Source organism: Candidatus Fukatsuia symbiotica, from assembly GCF_003122425.1.
Lineage (GTDB): Bacteria > Pseudomonadota > Gammaproteobacteria > Enterobacterales > Enterobacteriaceae > Fukatsuia > Fukatsuia symbiotica.
This window is the reverse complement of sequence record NZ_CP021659.1, coordinates 688,613-708,221: the sequence shown is the minus strand read 5'-3', so window position 1 is coordinate 708,221 and position 19,609 is coordinate 688,613. Positions and strand designations below refer to the sequence as shown.

General features: G+C 43.0%; 17 protein-coding genes and 2 pseudogenes. 10 read left to right on the top strand and 9 right to left on the bottom strand.

Annotation, left to right across the window (positions count from 1 at the left end; genetic code table 11):
- Positions 1-578 precede the first annotated feature (578 nt).
- Positions 579-1,034: a hypothetical protein gene (locus CCS41_RS03395; protein ID WP_119797218.1), complete on the top strand. Its 456-nt coding sequence runs from the start codon at positions 579-581 to the stop codon at positions 1,032-1,034.
- A gap of 84 nt (positions 1,035-1,118) precedes the next feature.
- Positions 1,119-1,697, top strand: a complete 579-nt coding sequence (locus CCS41_RS03390) for a tail assembly protein (protein WP_072551114.1) — start codon at positions 1,119-1,121, stop codon at positions 1,695-1,697.
- Positions 1,698-1,867: 170 nt separating this feature from the next.
- Here CCS41_RS03390 and CCS41_RS03385 read toward each other — a convergent pair whose 3' ends face one another.
- Positions 1,868-2,674 (bottom strand): hypothetical protein, encoded by an 807-nt coding sequence (locus CCS41_RS03385; protein WP_119797217.1) that lies wholly within the window; start codon positions 2,672-2,674, stop codon positions 1,868-1,870.
- 231 nt (positions 2,675-2,905) lie between these two features.
- Here CCS41_RS03385 and CCS41_RS03380 point away from each other — a divergent pair, with 231 nt between their 5' ends.
- Positions 2,906-3,310, top strand: coding sequence for a helix-turn-helix domain-containing protein (locus tag CCS41_RS03380; RefSeq protein WP_162859980.1), 405 nt, complete (start codon positions 2,906-2,908; stop codon positions 3,308-3,310).
- Here CCS41_RS03380 and CCS41_RS03375 read toward each other — a convergent pair.
- Positions 3,293-4,315: an IS630 family transposase gene (locus CCS41_RS03375; RefSeq protein ID WP_119797215.1), complete on the bottom strand. Its 1,023-nt coding sequence runs from the start codon at positions 4,313-4,315 to the stop codon at positions 3,293-3,295. The genes CCS41_RS03380 and CCS41_RS03375 overlap by 18 nt on opposite strands.
- Positions 4,316-4,877: 562 nt before the next feature.
- Between CCS41_RS03375 and iscR the strand changes: the two genes are divergently transcribed.
- The 3 genes from iscR (at position 4,878) to pepB (ending at position 7,973) form a co-directional block, all read left to right on the top strand.
- A complete protein-coding gene (gene iscR / locus CCS41_RS03370; protein WP_119797214.1) occupies positions 4,878-5,372 on the top strand; it encodes a Fe-S cluster assembly transcriptional regulator IscR in 495 nt (164 codons plus the stop codon).
- Positions 5,373-5,454: 82 nt separating this feature from the next.
- Positions 5,455-6,639, top strand: coding sequence for an IscS subfamily cysteine desulfurase (locus CCS41_RS03365; RefSeq protein WP_119797213.1), 1,185 nt, complete (start codon positions 5,455-5,457; stop codon positions 6,637-6,639).
- A gap of 26 nt (positions 6,640-6,665) precedes the next feature.
- Positions 6,666-7,973: an aminopeptidase PepB gene (pepB, locus tag CCS41_RS03360; RefSeq protein ID WP_162859979.1), complete on the top strand. Its 1,308-nt coding sequence runs from the start codon at positions 6,666-6,668 to the stop codon at positions 7,971-7,973.
- 147 nt (positions 7,974-8,120) lie between these two features.
- On the opposite strand, the gene CCS41_RS03355 is transcribed toward pepB, so the two are convergent.
- From CCS41_RS03355 to CCS41_RS03345, 3 genes are all read right to left on the bottom strand, one after another.
- Positions 8,121-8,843: an SDR family oxidoreductase gene (locus CCS41_RS03355; protein WP_119797212.1), complete on the bottom strand. Its 723-nt coding sequence runs from the start codon at positions 8,841-8,843 to the stop codon at positions 8,121-8,123.
- A gap of 596 nt (positions 8,844-9,439) precedes the next feature.
- Positions 9,440-10,453, bottom strand: a complete 1,014-nt coding sequence (locus tag CCS41_RS03350) for an IS630 family transposase (RefSeq protein WP_119797211.1) — start codon at positions 10,451-10,453, stop codon at positions 9,440-9,442.
- A gap of 10 nt (positions 10,454-10,463) precedes the next feature.
- The gene (locus CCS41_RS03345; RefSeq protein WP_119797210.1) at positions 10,464-10,730 is read right to left on the bottom strand and encodes a hypothetical protein; all 267 of its coding nucleotides are present in this window, start codon (positions 10,728-10,730) and stop codon (positions 10,464-10,466) included.
- Between the two features lie 17 nt (positions 10,731-10,747).
- Here CCS41_RS03345 and CCS41_RS03340 point away from each other — a divergent pair.
- The 3 genes and pseudogenes from CCS41_RS03340 to CCS41_RS03330 all read left to right on the top strand — a co-directional run.
- A pseudogene (locus tag CCS41_RS03340) lies at positions 10,748-11,115 on the top strand (phage antirepressor N-terminal domain-containing protein); the annotation flags it as partial.
- A 184-nt stretch (positions 11,116-11,299) separates the two neighbouring features.
- On the top strand, positions 11,300-11,536 hold the full coding sequence (locus tag CCS41_RS03335; protein ID WP_119797714.1) for a TA system antitoxin ParD family protein: 237 nt from the start codon (positions 11,300-11,302) through the stop codon (positions 11,534-11,536).
- Positions 11,505-11,839 (top strand): annotated as a pseudogene (locus CCS41_RS03330) (type II toxin-antitoxin system RelE/ParE family toxin). The gene CCS41_RS03335 and the pseudogene CCS41_RS03330 overlap by 32 nt, the downstream one beginning before the upstream one ends.
- Before the next feature lie 74 nt (positions 11,840-11,913).
- Here CCS41_RS03330 and CCS41_RS03325 read toward each other — a convergent pair.
- The 4 genes from CCS41_RS03325 to CCS41_RS03310 form a co-directional block, all read right to left on the bottom strand.
- A complete protein-coding gene (locus CCS41_RS03325) occupies positions 11,914-12,438 on the bottom strand; it encodes a calcium-binding protein (RefSeq protein ID WP_162859978.1) in 525 nt (174 codons plus the stop codon).
- Complete coding sequence (locus CCS41_RS03320; RefSeq protein ID WP_162859977.1) at positions 12,435-14,780, bottom strand: hypothetical protein; 2,346 nt, start codon at positions 14,778-14,780, stop codon at positions 12,435-12,437. The genes CCS41_RS03325 and CCS41_RS03320 overlap by 4 nt, the downstream gene beginning before the upstream one ends.
- A complete protein-coding gene (locus CCS41_RS03315) occupies positions 14,777-17,500 on the bottom strand; it encodes a C80 family cysteine peptidase (RefSeq protein ID WP_119797206.1) in 2,724 nt (907 codons plus the stop codon). Before CCS41_RS03315 ends, CCS41_RS03320 begins: the two co-directional genes overlap by 4 nt.
- 101 nt (positions 17,501-17,601) lie before the next feature.
- Entirely contained in the window at positions 17,602-18,696 is a 1,095-nt protein-coding gene (locus CCS41_RS03310; RefSeq protein WP_119797205.1) for an ISAs1 family transposase, read from the bottom strand.
- Positions 18,697-18,892: 196 nt separating this feature from the next.
- Here CCS41_RS03310 and CCS41_RS03305 point away from each other — a divergent pair, with 196 nt between their 5' ends.
- Complete coding sequence (locus CCS41_RS03305; protein ID WP_119797204.1) at positions 18,893-19,573, top strand: hypothetical protein; 681 nt, start codon at positions 18,893-18,895, stop codon at positions 19,571-19,573.
- The last annotated feature ends 36 nt before the right edge of the window (positions 19,574-19,609 follow it).

Here is a 19,609-nt window from a genome sequence, read left to right as displayed (position 1 = left end):
ATATTTATTAACAAAAGAGATCACGTTACATGGCGCCTGCTATATGGTGTCGTCAATGGGATTTAGATACGATTACCTTGATATAGCTGTAAGATTTAATTTTGATTTCTTAACGGATACATTGAGGATTAAATCTACAGAGTGGCTCATATTTGTATGCCAATTAAAATTAAATCGTGCCGCTATATCAATACCCGCGTGTTTTGCCTGTGGAACAAATTGAATCATTGTCACTCTTTGACAGTGAAACTTATGCGGCTTTTAAAGTTAACAAACCAGCTTTACCTATCGTGGCAAGTAAGACAGAGTAAACAGCGTCTCCCTACCTGATATTCAAGTGTTCTCGCTGAGGGTTCTGTAACATTCGTTATATTTTATTACGTAATTCTATTGTACATAATATGATCAAACAGGGCATTATTGTTGATAATCCATACAATTAAGAGAGATTAACATTTTGGGTGTTTCTATTGTACCTGCCGTACGCTAGACCCTTATACCCGATTTCATTCCCGCTTAGTATTACAAAGCAAGGTGGCTATTTAGGGGGATTGAGAAAAAGTCGTAATGTTGAGGATATGCCAGCCAATCCTCTAGTGAGAGCTGAAAGCGAGAGTTTAACTGGTAGAAATGAGCTTAGAGCTTCCAAAAAAAGACCTGTAGATGATCGTACTCATCAATCAGCAAAGCGTATAAAACCTTCTGATTCTCCAAATTCCTTCGATGAAAAAGCAAGCTCACTAGTTAGGGTTTCTAATAGGAAGGCTAGCTCTCCTTTGAATGATCCATTTATGCGAGCTCAAATAAAAAAAATACAAAAATTACAGGCGAGCCATAAAGATAACGTTATTCATCCGGTTAGTACCGAAACTGGTCTCTGTAATACACCTAGGTGTTCATTTAACAAAAAAATACAAGAAAAATTTGTCGACCTCATAGAGCCTTATCCAACATCAACTCAAAAGTTTGTTCGCAAGAAATTAAATCTAAAATCAAGCACTGTTTCTAACTGGCAAAAACCTAAAAAAGAATAAACTCAAAACCTCAGGATTAATATCACATTAACTCTGAACAAGGGCTGCCCCTGCAGCCTTTTTTATTTTTCGGGAGCCAATACCATGGCAGGATTCCACCAACCGTTACGAACAATCCGCCTGTACGGAAAACTCGGGCACCTGTTTGGCCGTGTACATCAACTCGCGGTAGAGACGCCGAGAGAAGCGATCAAAGCGCTGTCGGTTATCCTGCCTGGGTTTGAGCAATTTATGTTACGCAGTCAAGCACAAGGCCTGACCTTTGCAGTATTTAACGGCCAGCGTAATATTGGCAAAGAGGAATTAGCCAGCGCCCACGGCAGCCAGGATATTCGCATTGCCCCGGTGATTATCGGCAGCAAACGGGGCGGCTTGTTTCAAACCATTATCGGTGCGATGTTAGTGGCGGCGTCATTTATCCCCGGCGCTCAATTCTTAGCCCCTGTGGGCATTTCCATGATGGTCGGCGGGGTTATCCAGATGCTGTCACCACAACAAAGCGGGTTATCACGCCGTGAGGACCCTGATAACAAGCCGAGCTACGCCTTTGGCGGCCCCGTCAATTCCACTGCGCAAGGCAATCCGGTGCCGATCGGCTACGGCAAACGGCGTATCGGTGGCGCGGTGATTTCTGCGGGCATTTACGCGGAAGACCAGATGTAAAAACAAACAAACAGAGAACACAATCCAGGTCGCCAAGGCGATCTTTTTTTATGGATAAATTATGGTCATCACAGGAAACAAAGGCGGTAGCCAGCTTTTATTAACATGAGCAAAATCTTCGATGCTGACCCAGTCTTCTTAACCACTGAGGACCGCACAGAACGTTATCATCAAGATTCCAGATTTGTCCAAAAAGGGTTTGTGGCAGTCTTGATAACGGGTTCCCACCGGTCATAGGGATTTCTTCCCCTTTCAACTCGGATGAGTTGTTGATGGAAGTAGCGTTTTATCCGCCCTGTTAAGGTAGAATGATCTATTTCGCCGGTAATAACATCAACACCATTCGGGAAGAATTGATCGTGGATTTTTTCTGAATCCCCATATTTTTTGATCAATTTTTCGCTTAATGGGGTCCCCTTGGTACGTACTGTTACCATGGGAGTGAGAGACAGTGTTGGGTTGCGACTACAGTGCCCTATAATCATGCTGAAGTGTTGTACAGCGTCGTCCTTCTGCCCTAATTCTTTGTTATGGGAGATATTCAGTTCTTGTATATTCTTGTGCATTAACATAGTAGTGAGGGAGGATAAGAACTGGTCGGTCAGGCCGGTATTAGATATATCCAACTTCGTTAGATTATGTAACGTTGCTAAATCAGCCAATGCTTTTGGACTAAGGCTTAGAGGATTATTACTGAGATCTAAAGACACTGTTTCTAATGGGATAGGTGGTACTCCTGTCAGTCCAAGGCCTTCAAGACGGACATGAAGCTCTCCCCCTCGTTGCTTACAAACTATAAGATCACCTACTACCATTTCACGTATGCGTCGTTGTTCTGGATCTTCCGCTTCATTTATGAATTTATTGCATGACTTCTGATATTTCTCTGATACTTCTGGTTTATCTGCTTCTCCAGTAGTGAGGAGGGGGGGGGGGGATGGATATAATGCTAAAGCACCATGAACGTGAGAGAACATTAGTTTTTATCCTTATTCAGATGAAAATGATTTCTAAATACAACGCGAAATTAATTATTAGCTAACTTATTATTTAATTCTAACGAAAACAAGACCCCTAATGTAAGAGAATATTAAAGACAAAGGACAGGGATTTTTGAACGGAACCCACCGGCTGAAGCCGGTCAGCCTTACTAAAAGTTATATACCCGTGATCAATGAAGATGCTTGATTTTGAAGTCGATAAGGATCATGCTCATAGCCATGAAAATAGAGCTGACTGCTGACCAGAAAATTACCCTCGAAGCCCAACATCGTCAAAGCCATGACCGCCGTGTCTGTGACAGGATCCGGTGTGTTTTGTTGTCCGCAGACGGCTGGACTCCCCCTATGATTGCTCACTCACAGCTCATTAATGAAACCACGGTGCGGCGCCACCTTACAGACTATCATAAACTCAACAAGCTCAAGCCTGAAAATGGCGGCTCCGATGGCTATCTCAATGCGGAACAGACCACGTCGCTGGTTGAACATCTCACCCAGCAGCTCTACCACCACAATCACCAAATTGTGGCCTATATCGCTGGACGCTGGAACATCACCTTTACCGTATCAGGGCTGGCATATACCCAAGTGAAATCAAGATGCAGGATTTAGCGCCTGGAAATTATCGTTTAAGCGAGATACCAGAGAACTTGCCATTTGTGGTAGCTTCACTTCAAAGAAGTTTAAGATATCGTTCTTAAAACTCTGTTTAGATGGGTAATATCTATTTTTTCGTGTTTGCTCATTCATCACCTTCCACAATCGCTCTATCGGGTTTAGATTCGGGCTATACGGCGGAAGGTAATGAAGCTGGATATTCAACGTAAGCGCGGCGTCTTGCACAAGCTGTGAACGGTGATAGCCTGCACCCTCGAGGATCACATGTGCCGTTGTCGTGATGGGATAATGCGCGCGAATGGCAGACAGGAAGTGAACCACATTTTCGCTGTTAATCGTCTCATCATCACGGATTATGGGGTTAGCCACATTCTGGATGTTCAAGGCTCCCATGATATTCAACCGCGTTCTGCTCCCGGTGGTCTCTATCGTTTTATCCTGGCCTTTTCGTATCCAGCCGTAGCTTATTTTGGTGGCTTGTGTCGGATGAACGGCATCAATAAACAGTATGGGGTCATTACCCGCGGCGTCTTTCAATTCGCTGTAGGTCTTTATAAATTGCTGCTGTTTCTCAACGGCAAATTTATGCGGAACACCTTTCGGCTTTTTATAGCTAAAGCCATGCTGCTTCAACCCTTTATACAGACCTGATACGGTAAAGGTGATGTTCCAGCGTCCAGCGATATAGGCCACAATTTGGTGATTGTGGTGGTAGAGCGGCTGGGTGAGATGTTCAACCAGCGACGTGGTCTGTTCCGCATTGAGATAGCCATCGGAGCCGCCATTTTCAGGCTTGAGCTTGTTGAGTTTATGATAGTCTGTAAGGTGGCGCCGCACCGTGGTTTCATTAATGAGCTGTGAGTGAGCAATCATAGGGGGAGTCCAGCCGTCTGCGGACAACAAAACACACCGGATCCTGTCACAGACACGGCGGTCATGGCTTTGACGATGTTGGGCTTCGAGGGTAATTTTCTGGTCAGCAGTCAGCTCTATTTTCATGGCTATGAGCATGATCCTTATCGACTTCAAAATCAAGCATCTTCATTGATCACGGGTATAAAGGTCTTTCGTACAGGGATAGTCTGACATCTCATTACCATTCTTATCTTTTTTCCTACTCTCCTTTTACCATCATTTAAGTACAGTGCGAAACTCGTGTTTATATGAGTGCAAGTTCTGTCGGCTATCTGAAGCGGACAGCACTACAAATAAAATTTCACTAAGGGTAGAGTTTTCCTCCCTCTATTTTCAAGTCTTCTCGTTCTTCAAAGCACTCTGTAAATTCTTCATTGACTCTACTTTCATTTGCTCTGTCATGCTCTGGTAAAAAAAGAGATAAAAATTACCTTATATAAGACTCGTCAAGTGACATTCGATGGGACAACCATTGAGATCAATGGTTAAATAGTTGACTAAAACACTCAGGAATGACAGACTTCGCGCTTGTTTTCATAATTTATTATGACTTCTTGCAAGACCACTGCTCGTTAGTGAAATCAAGGCTCATAATGTGCAATAGCCGCGGGCAAGAAGTCCATTTTAAAACAGGTGCCCTAAAACTATGAGACTTACATCCAAAGGTCGTTATGCCGTAACAGCTATGCTTGATGTTGCATTACACTCCCAAGATGGATCAGTACGGCTGGCAGATATCTCTGAACGCCAGGGGATTTCGTTGTCCTATCTGGAACAACTTTTTGCAAAATTACGTAAACATGATTTAGTCACCAGTGTACGTGGCCCAGGGGGTGGTTATAAATTGGGTCAAGAAGCCGCACAGATAGCAGTCGGCGCAATCATTAACGCCGTTGATGAGTCTATCGATGCTACCCGTTGTCAAGGCAAAGAGCCCTGCCAGGCGGGTGAACGCTGTTTAACCCATACTTTGTGGTGTGATCTGAGTAAACGAATCAGTAGTTTTTTGAACAATATTACTTTGGCAGAATTAGTTGATAATAAAGATGTTTTAGCCGTCGCAGATCGGCAAGATAATGATATTCTTGGTATCAATAAGCGTCGATCACAAGAAAAACTTAACATTAAGCTGCCGCTCTAAAATTTAGGAGTCAGGTGTCCACAGTTTCCGTGGGATCTATCGTATCACAACGGTTTTCATGTATGGAGTCAGGTGTATTGTAATGAATTTACCTATTTATCTGGATTATGCAGCTACAACACCGGTTGATCCTCGAGTGGCTGAAAAAATGATGCAGTGTCTAACATTGGACGGTATTTTTGGTAATCCTGCTTCCCGATCTCACCGTTTTGGTTGGCAAGCGGAGGAAGCCGTTGATGTCGCACGTAACGATATTGCCACATTAATTGGCGCGGATCCACGTGAGATAGTTTTTACCTCCGGTGCCACTGAATCAGATAATCTGGCAATTAAAGGTGTGGCCAATTTTTACCAAACAAAAGGTAAACACATCATTACCTGCCGAACTGAGCATCCCGCGGTGTTAGATACGTGCCACCAATTGGAGCTCCAAGGCTTCGAGGTCAGTTACCTGTCTCCACAACCTAACGGGATTATCGATGTAGAACAGCTGACAAAGACTCTACGGCAAGAGACTATTCTCGTTTCTATTATGCATGTAAACAATGAAACCGGTGTAATACAGGATATTGCAGCTATTGGAGACATCTGCCGTGGTCAGGGTATTCTTTTCCATGTCGATGCGACACAAAGTGTAGGTAAATTACCGATTGATCTCACAAATTTAAAAGTAGATTTGATGTCTTTTTCGGCACATAAGATTTATGGACCTATGGGGATTGGCGCGCTGTTTGTGCGACGTAATCCAAAAGTACGTATCGAGGCTCAACAACAGGGAGGAGGTCATGAACGTGGTATGCGTTCAGGGACGTTGCCAGTGCATCAAATTGTCGGCATGGGAGAGGCGTGTCGTATCGCCAAAGAAGAAATGAAGCGTGAATCTCAGCATCTGACAAATCTACGTAACCGTCTATGGCATGGAATCAAAGAAATAAAAGGCGTTCATTGTAACGGCGAGATAACACAGCTAGCACCTCATATCTTGAATGTCAGTTTTGACCGTATTCCCGCGGAATTACTGATACTCAATCTGAGAAATTTAGCGGTTTCTTCCGGTTCAGCCTGTACCTCCGCCCGTGTGGAACCTTCACATGTGCTACGCGCATTGGGTGTCAGCGATGAATTGGCTCACAGTACGCTCCGCTTTTCTCTCGGACGTTTTACCACCGAGGAAGAGATCGACTACGCCATTAAATCAGTGTGCGAATGCATTGAGAGTCTGAGTAAGCTCTCTCCAATAAAGTTAGGCAGCTATAAGATGCTCTAGACTACAATCAATTCTGTTGGAATATTATGACTGAAGAAATTATGCAGGTATCGTTATCAAACAAAGCTGCTGATGCCCGTTGGGGCAAAGTGGTGCTTGTCAGCAGCAACGACCAGGGTATCACTGTTCATTTAAACGCTACAGTGAACGGCACTAAATTGAACGCTATCCAGTGTGCTGCTCGTAAGATCGCGGTTCAAGGTATCAAAAAAGTAAAATTGGCAGGTGCCGGTTGGCAGTTAGAAGAAAGCTGGGTCTTCTGGCAAGGGTTTCGTGATGCCAAAAAACAGCACAGAATAGAATGGGCAGCGCTCTCAGTAGATGAATGCCAGGAATTGAAATGGCGTCTAAAGACTATTGACTGGCTTCGTGACACCATCAACATGCCAGCAGAAGATCTCTCCCCTGAGCAACTAGCGGCAGAAGCTATCTCTTTGATGAAGAATGTGACGCCAGAAGGTGCTTTCAACTATCAAATCATTAAGGGAGAAAATCTGCATAAACAAAAGTATCACGGTATTTATACCGTAGGTCGTGGCTCGGATCGTCCGCCACTGTTGTTAATACTGGATTATAATCCGAGCCGTGATGCAAGCGTGCCAGTATTTGCATGTTTGGTAGGTAAAGGGATCACCTTCGATTCAGGTGGCTACAGTTTGAAACCCAGTTCTGCTATGGATTCAATGAAATCCGATATGGGTGGAGCCGCAACCGTTACCGCTGGGTTGGCATTAGCAGCAGCGAGGGGCCTGCGACAACGTGTTAAACTTTATCTGTGTTGCGCGGATAATATGGTTAGCGGCAATGCTTTCAGACTAGGTGATATTATTCATTATCGTAATGGCAAGACGGTCGAAGTCATGAATACCGACGCTAAAGGGCGTTTAGTGTTAGCCGATGGTTTGATTGATGCGGCTCAACAGAATGCACCCTTGATCATTGATGCCGCAACCTTGACTGGTGCTGCAAAAGTGGCACTGGGTAACGATTATCATGCATTGTTCAGCTTCGATGATCAATTGGTACAACAGATGCTCATCAGTGCTAATAGTGAAAACGAACCTTTTTGGCGTTTACCACTGGCAGAATTTCATCGTCAGCAATTACCTTCCCAGTTTGCTCAATTAAATAATGTCGCTATCCCTAGTGCTACCGGTGGTGCCAGCACCGCCGCGGCGTTTTTATCACGTTTTGTAAAAAATTATCAGCAAGGCTGGTTACACATCGACTGTTCAGCAACTTATCGAAAAACAGCGGTAGAACAATGGGCGGCAGGTGCCACCGGTTTAGGAGCCCGCACCCTGGCGAATCTTTTAATAGCCAGAGCAAAATGACAGTACTCTTACACAAGCTGGCGTGTGCTGTAGGTTGAACGCACCACACCGCTGGCCGTTGTTCCGGTGGAAGATGACACCTAGCCTCGCCTGATCACCTTTTTTATATAGATCCTACGGTAAAATAAATTTTTTCATCATGAGCTGTTAATTTTGTTGCTTAGTGGGAGCAATAGCAATTTCACGAATACAGACATTTTGGGGTAATTGGTAACAAAAAACCACAGCTTTTGCTACATCTTGGGCTGAAATAACACCGTTAATACTCGATTTCCACTCAGTGTAACCCTGTTTAATATCCTGTCTAGATGTATGTTCTAGCAACTCTGTTTCCGCCGCCCCTGGTGAAACAGTTATCACTCTTACATTGTAAGGCGCCAGCTCCCAGCGTACGGTTTCAGTGATACCATGTACCGCAAATTTAGTACCAGAATAGGCAGCATGATGCTCAAATGTTTTCCTTCCGGCAAGAGAGCTGATGTTGATTATTGTCCCTGATTGGTTCTTTTTCATTTTTTTCAGAACGAGTTGCATCCCATGTAATAATCCCAATACATTGGTTGCAAACATATTTTCCCATTCTTCGGCGTCTTGTTGCTCTATATTTCCGAGCAACATGACACCCGCGTTGTTAACCAGACAATCCACGTTGCCAAATTGAGACTCTGCCTCCTTAATAGCTTGTTCAAAACTATGACGATCCGTTATGTTTACTTGGCGACAAAGCGTTTTTGGCAATTTCAGCGCTTCAAGACGTTCAATTCGACGAGCAAGAAGCAAAAGAGGGTATCCTAACTCGCTTAATTGTTTAGCAATTTCAGCACCGAATCCAGAACTCGCACCAGTAATAACCACTAATTTCTTTTCCATTAAAAACCTCAGCACTCGCTATAAAATTTGGTGGAGAATTACCAGACAAAAGATTGTCTATAACATATCGTTTCAACCACTTTTGATGGGACTCTCCGTCATACTAACACTTTATTTTTGGGTTCCATCCTATATTCCTTCAGTATGGACGTAAAAAAACCGCACTACTTACGTATGCGGTATTCGCTGGTTAAGGATTCAACAACTTTAACGAAACATCCCCTGTGGCTGAATCATCGTTCAGCCTGTCTGGGTAACGGGTATTCTGGCTTAAGAAATTTGGACCCTGAAACGGGGAAAAACTTTAGTGAACAAATTGAAGGTATAAAAGCAGACCTGATTAGCAAGAAACCTAAGCCATCCGAAGCGTTCGTAATGGGTGTGGCGCACATTAGACCTCTTCGGAAACTATAGCAGGCGCCATGTAACGTGATCACTTTTGTTAATAAATATTAATTAATATCAATATGTTATTTCTGATTTTCATAATCAACTGATACGGCGCCTGCTATAATGGCAGCACCTGATCGTTTAACATATCTGCGGCAACCAAGGCATTTTTCTCTGTATCTACTCATTCAACTTGAAGGTCTGGATTAGATGGTTTGGAAATTATCGTTAATTCTGCCCCTGAGAAAGGGAGCAATTTTTGCCAATGTACTATCAAAAAATTCGGCTATAGCCCCACGAAACTCTTTGGCTGAAGAGAAAAATCGGTTGTTTCTGACACGCTCGTTCATGACCTTCCATAATCGCTCGATGGGATTAAGATTAGGGCTATAAGGGGGTAAATAATGGAGTACGATAGCCTTCTCTAATGCGGCGTCTTTGACTCGCTGACGGCAATGATAGCCAGAATTATCTAAAATAATGTGTATCTTTTGTGCATCAGGATAAGCAGCTTTGAGCTGCTCAAAAAAAGCGACGGTGGTTTCTGAATTCACCTGCTCAGGACGGGCACTGACCACCTTCATGGTGCTCAATTCAATGGCTCCCATGACATTAACCCGTGTTTTTGCCCCTGTTTTGACCAGCGGCTTATCTTTGCCTTTCCTTATCCAACCGCAGACCACTTTGGTGGCCATCGTTGGAGGGGCTGAATCCATAAAAACAATCGGTTCATTCTTAAGAGCACTCTCTAGCAAAGTGAAATAAGACGCGATAAACGCTTCTTGCTGAGCAACATCCACTTTAACCGGCGTCGCTTTGGGCTGCTTATAGCTAAAACAATGCGCTTGCAGCCATTTTGTCATGCCAGATACGGTGTAACAGACGCCAAATTGGGTTTCCACATAAGCACAGATATCGATGACACGGCTATAAGTCGTGCTTTCAATGTGTTTTTCAAGCAATAAAGATTCATGCACGCTCAACTTACTATACGAGCCGCCATTTTCAGGCTTTAATTTTTCGTCTGAAAGCCAATCTGTTACATGTTGCCTCACTGTTTCTTCATGAATACCTAATGCGTGGGCAATCGCTTTGTTATTCCAGCCTTCATTTTTCAACAACACGGCTTTGATTCGATCTCGAACACGGCCATCGTGTTCGTAACGATGAAGGCGTTCCAAATCTTGTTTTTGAGAGGCTGTCAGTGAGTTTATTTTCATGACCTTATTTTTAATCTAGTTGAGCAAATTTTCCAGTGGTTTTAATGGCGATGGGTATATATCTTTTATTGCGGGGAAGCTGTTCAGTTGGCCCAGGTTTGGGCGGTATAGGATTTTTTGCCGGCATACTGGTAAGATTACGAGTTTCGCTCAATCGTGTTGAGAGGTCATTTGGCTGGTCATGATTTTGCTCTAAAGGTGGATCCGCCGCTGCAGCTGCAGTAAAAACCGCATAAGTTTCACTGTCAAAGAGTGAGAGTGACTCGATTTGTTCCACAGGCAAAACACGCAGCTATAACGAGCCAGAAGAATAATTTCACTATCACAGTTCCATTCTATGTTCCAATCTATATCTTGTTAATTATAAAGGTGAACGATATACCCCAATGCGCCCCATAATTGATGGTATGGAGTTGACTTGGCAAGAGCAAATCGAAAAACTTAAATCGCGGTTTTCCAAAGGAGTCAGGGAAATCATGATCCCTACTGCTGGAGGTGATCAAATTATGTGGTGTCTGGCTCTGAGAAAGCTTGCTGCATGGCTCAACACAATCAGCCCGAATAAAGTTAAACCAGAAATCCGTGATAAGGTTATTCAGTATCAGGAAGAATGTGACGATGTTTTGTACGAGTACTGGACGAAAGGAAAGGTTAAAAAACCAACGCACTTGTTCTAAGTCCCCTGAACTGCTTAGCGGCGACGATATTGGCAGTCTCTTAGAACTAGTGGGCTGGCCTGCTGTTGCTGCCTGTTTGTCGCATTATGCAATATTTTGTTGCTTTTCGCATTTTTTTGCTTATTATGCTCTTAACAATAAACAGGGCAAACAACATGGGGGTATGAATATGGCTATCAGTATTCGTCTTGATGAAAATTTCGTAACTGACGTTAAGATTTATGCCGATGTTTCCAGTAGAAGTGTACCAAAACAGATCGAACACTGGGCGAAAATTGGTCGCATAGTTGAAGACAATCCAGATTTACCGTATGGTTTTATCTTGGAAACGTTGCTAGCAAAGAGAGAAATCGAAAAAAATAAGGTATCGCGCTATGTCAGAAGGACTAAACGGACAGAAGGTTGATGTTTATGAATCTAACCGTTTTTCCAAAGCATTAGCCAGACTCCCCGAAAAACTATTGAGACTTGTAGAAGATGAGATTGAACGGGTTATCATAAATCCTGAACTCGGAGAACCAAAAAAAGGTGACCTCAATTATTTACGGGTGCATAAATTCCAACTCAATAGTCAACTTGTTTTATTAAGCTATAGCTGGATAGGGAGTAAGCTGGCGTTATATTTTTTAGGTTTAGTTTAGGCTCACATGAAAATTTTTATCAGGAACAAAAGCGTCAACGAAAATCAGATCTCAAACTGATCGAATAGATTAAAGCCTAGGTTGATCACAGAGGCTTTTGCATTTTGAGTGAACCCGCTTTATTAAACATTTTTTCGGCTATTTAAGATACCATCTTGCTTACATTTGACCACAAGGTTGCATAAAGATGAGAGAACCTTTCATTTTCTGACATCAGGTTCAAACGTTGTTTAGCATCGAATGAAGAAAGGCTGGATACCAATGTATCAATATTATCACCCCTGAGTTCACCATCTATTGTCTGGATTTTTTCGATTCTATTCGCGGGCGATTTAAAATATTCTTCTACTGTGATGCTATGTTCGGCCAGGAGTATTTCTAAATCGTCGCCATTCTTCTGAAGAAAAATTTCTTTTTTGGTGATCCCGCCAATAAAGACAATAGTATCATTCCCCCCTATATCATTGATGAGATCCCAGCCATCATCAGGATCAAAAAGATAGCTATCATCTCCTTGACCGCCAAAGAGATCATCATTGCCTCTGCCACCATAAAGTTTATCGTTTCCTGCATTACCATAAAGTTCATCATTGCCTTTATCGCCAAATAGCTGATCGTCTCCTTCTTCACCATCTACTATTTTTATTCCTTTACCACTGGTGATCAAAATATCATTACCCGTCCCCCGAATAAGCTACGATCGTATTCACTGGTATCAATAACAATATCGTCACCGGCCAGGGCAAAAAAGGTGTTATCCGTAAGTGTGACGGCATTGGATAAGAGAATAACGTCATCCCCTTCCGTTGCTTGTGTTTCACTCAGTTTATGACCGAGATAAGGACGCCCTTGTTTGTCAACATCCAGCTGATGGAAATCCCCTTTTTTATCAACTAGAAAAATATGGCGGTAACTGGCATCACGCATAAAATTCAGCATACGTACCTCAACGTACCCGCCAGATGATTCGAAGGGACCTAAAATAATATCGTTATTTTCTTGTCTAATATGCTTGATCTGTTCAATAAAGACCGGAAGTATTAGCAAATCCAGCTGAGGGTTCCCTGCTGTGTCTTCGTTATTAATCGAAATTATTCGAGAGATATTTTTTTCTATCGGATCATCATGAAGATAATAAATGTCAGCACCTTCTCCACCTGTCAAGACGTCATTACCTCGACGACTGTGGAGCATGTTATTGAATTTATCACCCTTGATGTGATCATTAAACGGGGAATCTTCCGCGACCAGCTGGATATATTCAGGCAACAATTTGACGGTATCATTGATGGTGATTTGTCCTTGCCCGCGCCCATTATCCTGTTGTAGCTCAATTTTTGGCGTTGCGGATGGGTTATTGGCAAAAAATTCTTGCAGGCTTTGATCATGTACAATGCTGTATTGTGCTTTAAAGGTAGAAAAAAACAGCCAATTGCCGCTATTATCTTGTTCAAGGATTTTTGGCCATTCAGGAAATAATAATAATCCGTCACGGGTTGATAAAATGTATTGGTTAACCTGTTTAAGCTGTTTATTATTACCAGCAGCAAGCTGATAAGCGTTTTTTAATAATAGCGTCGTTTGCGTGCCATTATCGTTTCGTAAGCGGATGGATACTGAATACTGTGATCTGCTATGATTTTCTGCTAATAATGAGATGGTTTCTATTTGATCAATATTATGGTTGAGCATAATATTATTGACCTCTGGCACGCCATTATTTGACATTAAGGGATCATACAGCGTTATTGTGACGTCTCCTGCTTGTGAATTCTGCAAAATACAATAAGTATCGATCCCCGTGCCCCCTTCCGCGGCCCCCTGCTCGAGTGACAGAACATCATTGCCTCCCCTCCCCTGAAGATTATCGAAGCCTCCTCGGCCATTGAGCTGGTTGTCACCCTCATCTCCTATCAGAATATCACCCCTTTTATGATGCCCCAACGCATGCTCAATATTAGCGACAGTGGCAACGAGACCGCTCAGGCCAATATAACGGACTTCACCATAGGTAAGATCGATCATATAACCACTGGCTCCGATAGGCGGGGAGCCTGCGGCAACCAGTGTGTCGTTATCTGTTAACTGATTTTTATCAAAAATATGTCCGTCTTGCGGTGCAGCAGCTAATGGCACAGCTTCTTCACCATTGAGGATACTATACCGGTGCGGAGCAAGAGCACCCATTAAATAAAAAGTATCCGCTAATTGACCACCGGTATATTGTTTAAAACCTGCCCCCACGGTAAAGATATTTTTTTTATTCCGATAACCGATGACGGTATCATTACCTTCCCCAAGTTCAAAAAAAGCAGCAGTACCCGCCTGTTGATTTCGATTAATCGCCAAGGGATCATGCGCATTGCCAAGAATATTTTCTGTATCATGGTTTTCTAAATAAGGATTAGTATCACTTGGCTGGTTTAATAACATCTCTGATAACGTCAGCCTTCTCACGCTGCCCTGCGTATAATGGTTAACTGTATCAGTGCTAACATTAATGTTATCGTCAACACTCTGTAACACGGTTGGCTCAAAATAAAGTAATCCACTTTTATGGGTGGCAAACGCTCCCTCGTTTAATCGATGAGCCTGTTCAAGCTGTGCTTTATCGAGGTCTTGTAGCCGAACTTTTTCGCTCAAAATAATCAAATGCTGATCAGCCGGTTTGACAAATGTCACACCAGGAGAAACCAATATTAAGGTCAAATACTCTTCTTCTAATAAAGTAAAACTCCCACGGCTATAATAGACGACATCAACCTGTTGCCCAGATTTTTCCAGAATTTTACCTGCGTGCTCATCTAATTGTCGGTCATATTCTTCACGTACCGCTTTTTGGCTTTCCAATTTTGCCAATCTATTTTGCACGTCTTTGTTCAGATCCATGCCGAAAAAAAGCCGGCCCGTATTTTCCAATTGTTCAAGTGTGGTTAATACGATATTTTTGTTGATTTTTTCCATGGTACGGTTAGCAAAATAAGCTTGACTCACCGCGATGATAGTCATACCCAAAGCAATGCCCAATGGGCCAGCCAGTGTGGCGGATGCTCCCCCATAGCAAAGGCAATGCCAACACTAATATTAACAGCAGCAGAGATAACTGCTAGTGACCCGCTGAAGATAAGATCTTGCCGGGTTTCAGTATTAGCCGTGGTCGCTAGCTGAGCGAATGCACGATGAGTACTATAAATATCAAAGCCACTCGATAGAATAGTTAACGTTGGCCCACCAAATTTTGCTATCCCGGTACTGGCATTAAAGCGCATCTGCCCTAGGCGAGCACCGGTACGCATGGTTGCGCCCGTTATTCTATTCCCGCGAACAAATTTACTGAACACATGCTGGGTGCGGTTGATCATGGCTGCCGGGCCTGTGGAAATAAGCTGTTGTCCCCATTTAACCAAGCCGTATTGGGTCGCATCAATCAAGACATTGGAGCCAAACGAAGCCAGCGCTAAATTTCTTTCGTAGACCAGCTCATTTTTTTCTTCGTCAGTGAGAGAGTCACGTTTGAGCATTTCACGATATTTAATCAAATCATAGATACCGCGAGTGTAGCCATATCCTTGCATTCCTACACCAACACGATGGACTGATCGGTTAAAACGGCTCCAGGCTGTTGCATCATGTAACGATGGCCATAAGCCAGACATGATATGCCCATTTTTTACATGGTAATTAATTTTATCCAATAGCACGATGGAGGCTTCGAGCGTACTGTTATTCTTGCCTGTGGTTAACAGACCGGCCAGCCTCCCTTTTTGCAGAAAAATTTGTTGTTTGAGTAATAGCACCGTCTGGGTGGCAACAGGATCATTTTTATCCAGTTGCATTAGGTAGTTATTCAGTTGCGCGGGGAAAAAACGTAACCTGGCAAGCAGAGAGGTATCAGTGAGATGGCGGGGAGAAAGCGGCTCTCCGTCAATGTTTGCGCCAATTTGGCTAAGTACGCGAGCAGGCAGGGTAATATTACCAAGACGGACATCTCCTGCCTCTGTCATCCTCTGGCGGTGAGTACGAAAATCCATCAACAATGTTTGCAATTGAGTCAGTGCAGGTAACCGCCGAGCGGCATGAGTGACATTCACTTCGTAGATAGTAAAATGATATTGATTGTTTTTTTGTGTGACCCCGTATTGCTCTGCTCGAGTGTCAGGATCCAACAGCGCGTTTCTACCTTGCAGGTAGTCGTTCAGTATCGCTTTAAGAGCCAGACTACTATTACCGCTGTCTTTACCGCTACAGCGTATTTCACCAACATGGGGATCGTACAGATAGTAAGTAGGTTGCCCGTTTTCAATCTGGCTGACTAGCATCAACGCATGGTGTTGGCTTTTAAATAAATAATAGCCGGGTTTCCAATCAAAGGGTGATACCAGCTGCTGAGTAAAAATTTTTTGGTCATTTAAATCAAAATTTTTTAATTCGATAAATTGCTGACGGAAAAGATTGGCCTGGCTCATTTCACCGTCGGTAATCATCCCATCGGTATCCGCTTTTTGTTCGTTAATCAGAGCATGGGTGAGTAAACCATTTAATAGGCGACGGGTTTCCGGTGTTCCCAAACATCGAGCATGTAGCCAGGCCAGCCCTAAACTGATGGCGTTAGATTGCGTGTGCAGCTCATTGCCACCGATATATAAGCCTTGTGGCGCTATTTGCATTTTAACACTGACACCGCTGTTATTTTGTTTCATGCTCGCTTTAGCCAGTGCGACGATATTTTTTTCTTGGATTTTGTTCCAGTATTGGCTCTGCTGCAATGCAGCCTGTACGCTTAATCCGGATAATTGAGGATGATGAGTGTCCTGTAGTTGTAGCAGTTGATAGATTTCGTGACGCCACGCCAAATGTTCCATGTTATTGAACGCGGTTAGCATTAACTGTTTAACATCCAACCTCCCTTGTTTTGATTGAAACGCATCGGTCAGATCAGCCAGCTCTTCCAGATTCAATGCACTATATTTCAGTTCACCTGAGGCCAGGTTATCGACCAGGCTTAATACCCGCTGCAAACGTATCGACAGATCCGTGGTCGGGACTAATCTGCCTTGTTTATTCCAGGTTAGAACTAATTTATTCTCACTGACCTTATGATTCCAGAGGCCTTTGCTATCCAGTGTAATTTTTTGACCATGAGGCGTAACAGCCATGTCAGTACGGTGGGCGGAGACATTGGGGTAGATATCGTACTTACCGAGTTCTTGAGCAAATTGCCAGGCAAAACCCCTTTCTTTACTCATCTCGATCAATGAACAACCCACCAGGCTAACGGAGTGGGGATTGCGATTAATTCTAAATTTAGCACCGAAGGAGTAATGAAAGCCTTGCAGATTGTTCGCCAGTGCTCTAGCGGACTGATATGCCAAGGTCACCTCTCTGTCCTGGACAGAACCATGACTAACCAGCTGCCAACGCAGTTTTCCCTTCAATTTTTTTGCATCACCAAAAACGACACGGTAATAGCCATTTTTATCTAATTGTACTAATACTGACTTCTTATGTTTGCCTGCCAAATAGGCGGCGGATTTGGCAACAACCCTATCATTTTCTAACTGAATAATGATTTGACCGTCATAATGAGTGTCGCCACCATTGTGCGCGGTAACTTCGGGGATATCCCAAAAATCCACCTCAGAGGCGGGGCTACTACTGTCCCTGCTGCTATAACTATTTGTATCATCGAGTAAATCGTTTTGTATTCTATTGCTTCCTTGCATAAACATTGCTTCCTTTCATAAACGTTAAATAAATTCTATATTTAGATTGCATTAAAAATAATTAAGATAGTTCTCTGGTCAGGGCGGGATTCCACTTTGCTAATTTTTTAACCAAAAATAAGTTTACTACGAAAATCGGCTGACCAGGCGGCACGTCTACGTTTACTGGCAATACTATCTTGTTTACCTTTGTGCTGTTTAATCACACCCAACGCGACGCGATTGAAAAGAGCGACATGGGCTGCTCCATCCGGAGCTTTTATCAAGAGTTCATCTTCTCTAAACACCACATCCAATACCCAGTGAAGTTGATTTTCTATCCCCCAATGCAGCCGAATTGCCTGTGCCGCTTGTTCTGCATTCAGCGGTAATGAGCTGACATACCAACGTGACCGACAGTGGGTGACATTATTTTTTGTTCGTTCACTAGCGACCTCAATGAAAGTACGAATGGTAGGCCATTTCGCTTTTAATTCATTGGGTAATTCCGCATTAATTTGCATAACCGTACGTTTTTCTATCCGGCCATGCCACTGATTAGTCTGCGTATATTCGTGCAATTTATCGCTATCATAGGCAAAAGCAAATTGCTGTTTTACCTGTTCAAACAGCTTCTTTTGAGTCGCTTTAAGCTGCACCACAAAATTGCCTTTACGTTGCGTGATAAGTGATAAAGTTGAGGTTTGGCAATGCAATGAATCGAGCGTCACAATAGCATTATCCAGCGCTAACGCGTCAATGCTCTGACGGGCTAATTCTCCTTTTTTTCCCTTATTGTTCGCCGCTTTTTGATAAAGCGTAATACCAGCATCAACATCATAGGCACTCACCACATGCAGCGCAGTGCAAATCTCTTCAGACCAGGTTCTCCGCAAGGTTTTACCGTCGATGGCGAGCAACGTCTTACCGGCTCGTTGGCGTCGTTCGTTAATCCATAAAAACAAGGATTGAATCAGCAAATTTGTATCTAATGCATTGATGATTTTAGCAATACAATGACGACGTGGGCTCCCACCATGATAAGAGCCATATTTTTTTAGCCAATCGAGCTGAGCTTCGCCAAAATCCTGGATGGATTTCCATCCCGAGGCCCCACTTAACACGGCGGCAAAAAACAGGAAAATAACATCAAGCAGGTGATGTTTGATATTAATATCTTTACGCGGGTCAGGGATCAGGGCTAATTGCTTTAAAATACTCATGATTACATATTCTTTAGGATACATAATATTATGATCTTACTGCCTATTATTAGTTCACATTAAAGTGGGATCCCGCCCTGGTTCTCTGGTAGAGATAGATTTATATTCACGGCACCTGGTGAATATCGCTCTGCCGGGTTAAATTTGAGCTACTATATAATAAGTATTCATTTGATATATTATAGAGGAGCTTTCTATGCTTTCAATTACTTCCACGGCACTCGATTTAAATCACGATAGTCAGCCACCACTCAAGACCCCGATAGAAAATCTCGAGGATCTTGTAAATGCAGTTATACAATCACCAAAGCCGGTGAGTAATGAACCACTGGTATTTAACGAAAGTATTAAAAAGAGTTACGATTCCGCAAGGGGTCTATCATTAAATGAGATCGGTGAGGGATCCTACACACGTATTTTGGCGCCTTTGCAGCCTGTCGATGGCGCTTCATGTGATATGAAATTTCTTGAATCAGTTTTAAAGGAATCTAAAGATGAGAATAAAAAGATAGAGGATTCTTTATCTCTTCTAATCTATGATAAATACCTAGTCTTAATTAATAAAGATTATCTAACAGTAGAGCGGCTCAAAGAGCGAGATGATCTTAGTCGTACGTTTAATAGCCTTTTGCTCGAGCTTTCACTATCTGCGCAACATTATGGCTCTGCCGTTCGAACTTTATTTGTTCAAGGGGTTTCCCATTTAATGCGTTACTCGATTGATGAATCTAAATTGGAAAAACTAAAAAAAACCATCTTTGCTTTTCCGATACCAACGCCTGGAAGCGAAAAAACATTAGAAGATTTTGCTGTTCCACCTGGTACAGACGACCCTTTAGATAAAATTGATGCTTATGTTGTGAATAATCATCAGTGAATATGTGTTACTCAGAGCCTCGGCAGACATCTTATT

Bases quoted from the DNA above. Each gene is read 5' to 3' on its own strand.
- CCS41_RS03320 (WP_162859977.1), bottom strand. From the start codon at position 14,780: ATGACTATCATCGCGGTGAGTCAAGCTTATTTTGCTAACCGTACCATG.
- CCS41_RS03395 (WP_119797218.1), top strand. From the start codon at position 579: ATGCCAGCCAATCCTCTAGTGAGAGCTGAAAGCGAGAGTTTAACTGGT.
- CCS41_RS03380 (WP_162859980.1), top strand. From the start codon at position 2,906: ATGCTCATAGCCATGAAAATAGAGCTGACTGCTGACCAGAAAATTACC.
- CCS41_RS03375 (WP_119797215.1), bottom strand. From the start codon at position 4,315: ATGAAAATAGAGCTGACTGCTGACCAGAAAATTACCCTCGAAGCCCAA.
- CCS41_RS03305 (WP_119797204.1), top strand. From the start codon at position 18,893: ATGCTTTCAATTACTTCCACGGCACTCGATTTAAATCACGATAGTCAG.
- CCS41_RS03335 (WP_119797714.1), top strand. From the start codon at position 11,300: ATGGCTATCAGTATTCGTCTTGATGAAAATTTCGTAACTGACGTTAAG.
- CCS41_RS03385 (WP_119797217.1), bottom strand. From the start codon at position 2,674: ATGTTCTCTCACGTTCATGGTGCTTTAGCATTATATCCATCCCCCCCC.
- CCS41_RS03315 (WP_119797206.1), bottom strand. From the start codon at position 17,500: ATGTTTATGCAAGGAAGCAATAGAATACAAAACGATTTACTCGATGAT.
- CCS41_RS03390 (WP_072551114.1), top strand. From the start codon at position 1,119: ATGGCAGGATTCCACCAACCGTTACGAACAATCCGCCTGTACGGAAAA.
- CCS41_RS03310 (WP_119797205.1), bottom strand. From the start codon at position 18,696: ATGAGTATTTTAAAGCAATTAGCCCTGATCCCTGACCCGCGTAAAGAT.
- iscR (WP_119797214.1), top strand. From the start codon at position 4,878: ATGAGACTTACATCCAAAGGTCGTTATGCCGTAACAGCTATGCTTGAT.
- CCS41_RS03350 (WP_119797211.1), bottom strand. From the start codon at position 10,453: ATGAAAATAAACTCACTGACAGCCTCTCAAAAACAAGATTTGGAACGC.
- pepB (WP_162859979.1), top strand. From the start codon at position 6,666: ATGACTGAAGAAATTATGCAGGTATCGTTATCAAACAAAGCTGCTGAT.
- CCS41_RS03355 (WP_119797212.1), bottom strand. From the start codon at position 8,843: ATGGAAAAGAAATTAGTGGTTATTACTGGTGCGAGTTCTGGATTCGGT.
- CCS41_RS03365 (WP_119797213.1), top strand. From the start codon at position 5,455: ATGAATTTACCTATTTATCTGGATTATGCAGCTACAACACCGGTTGAT.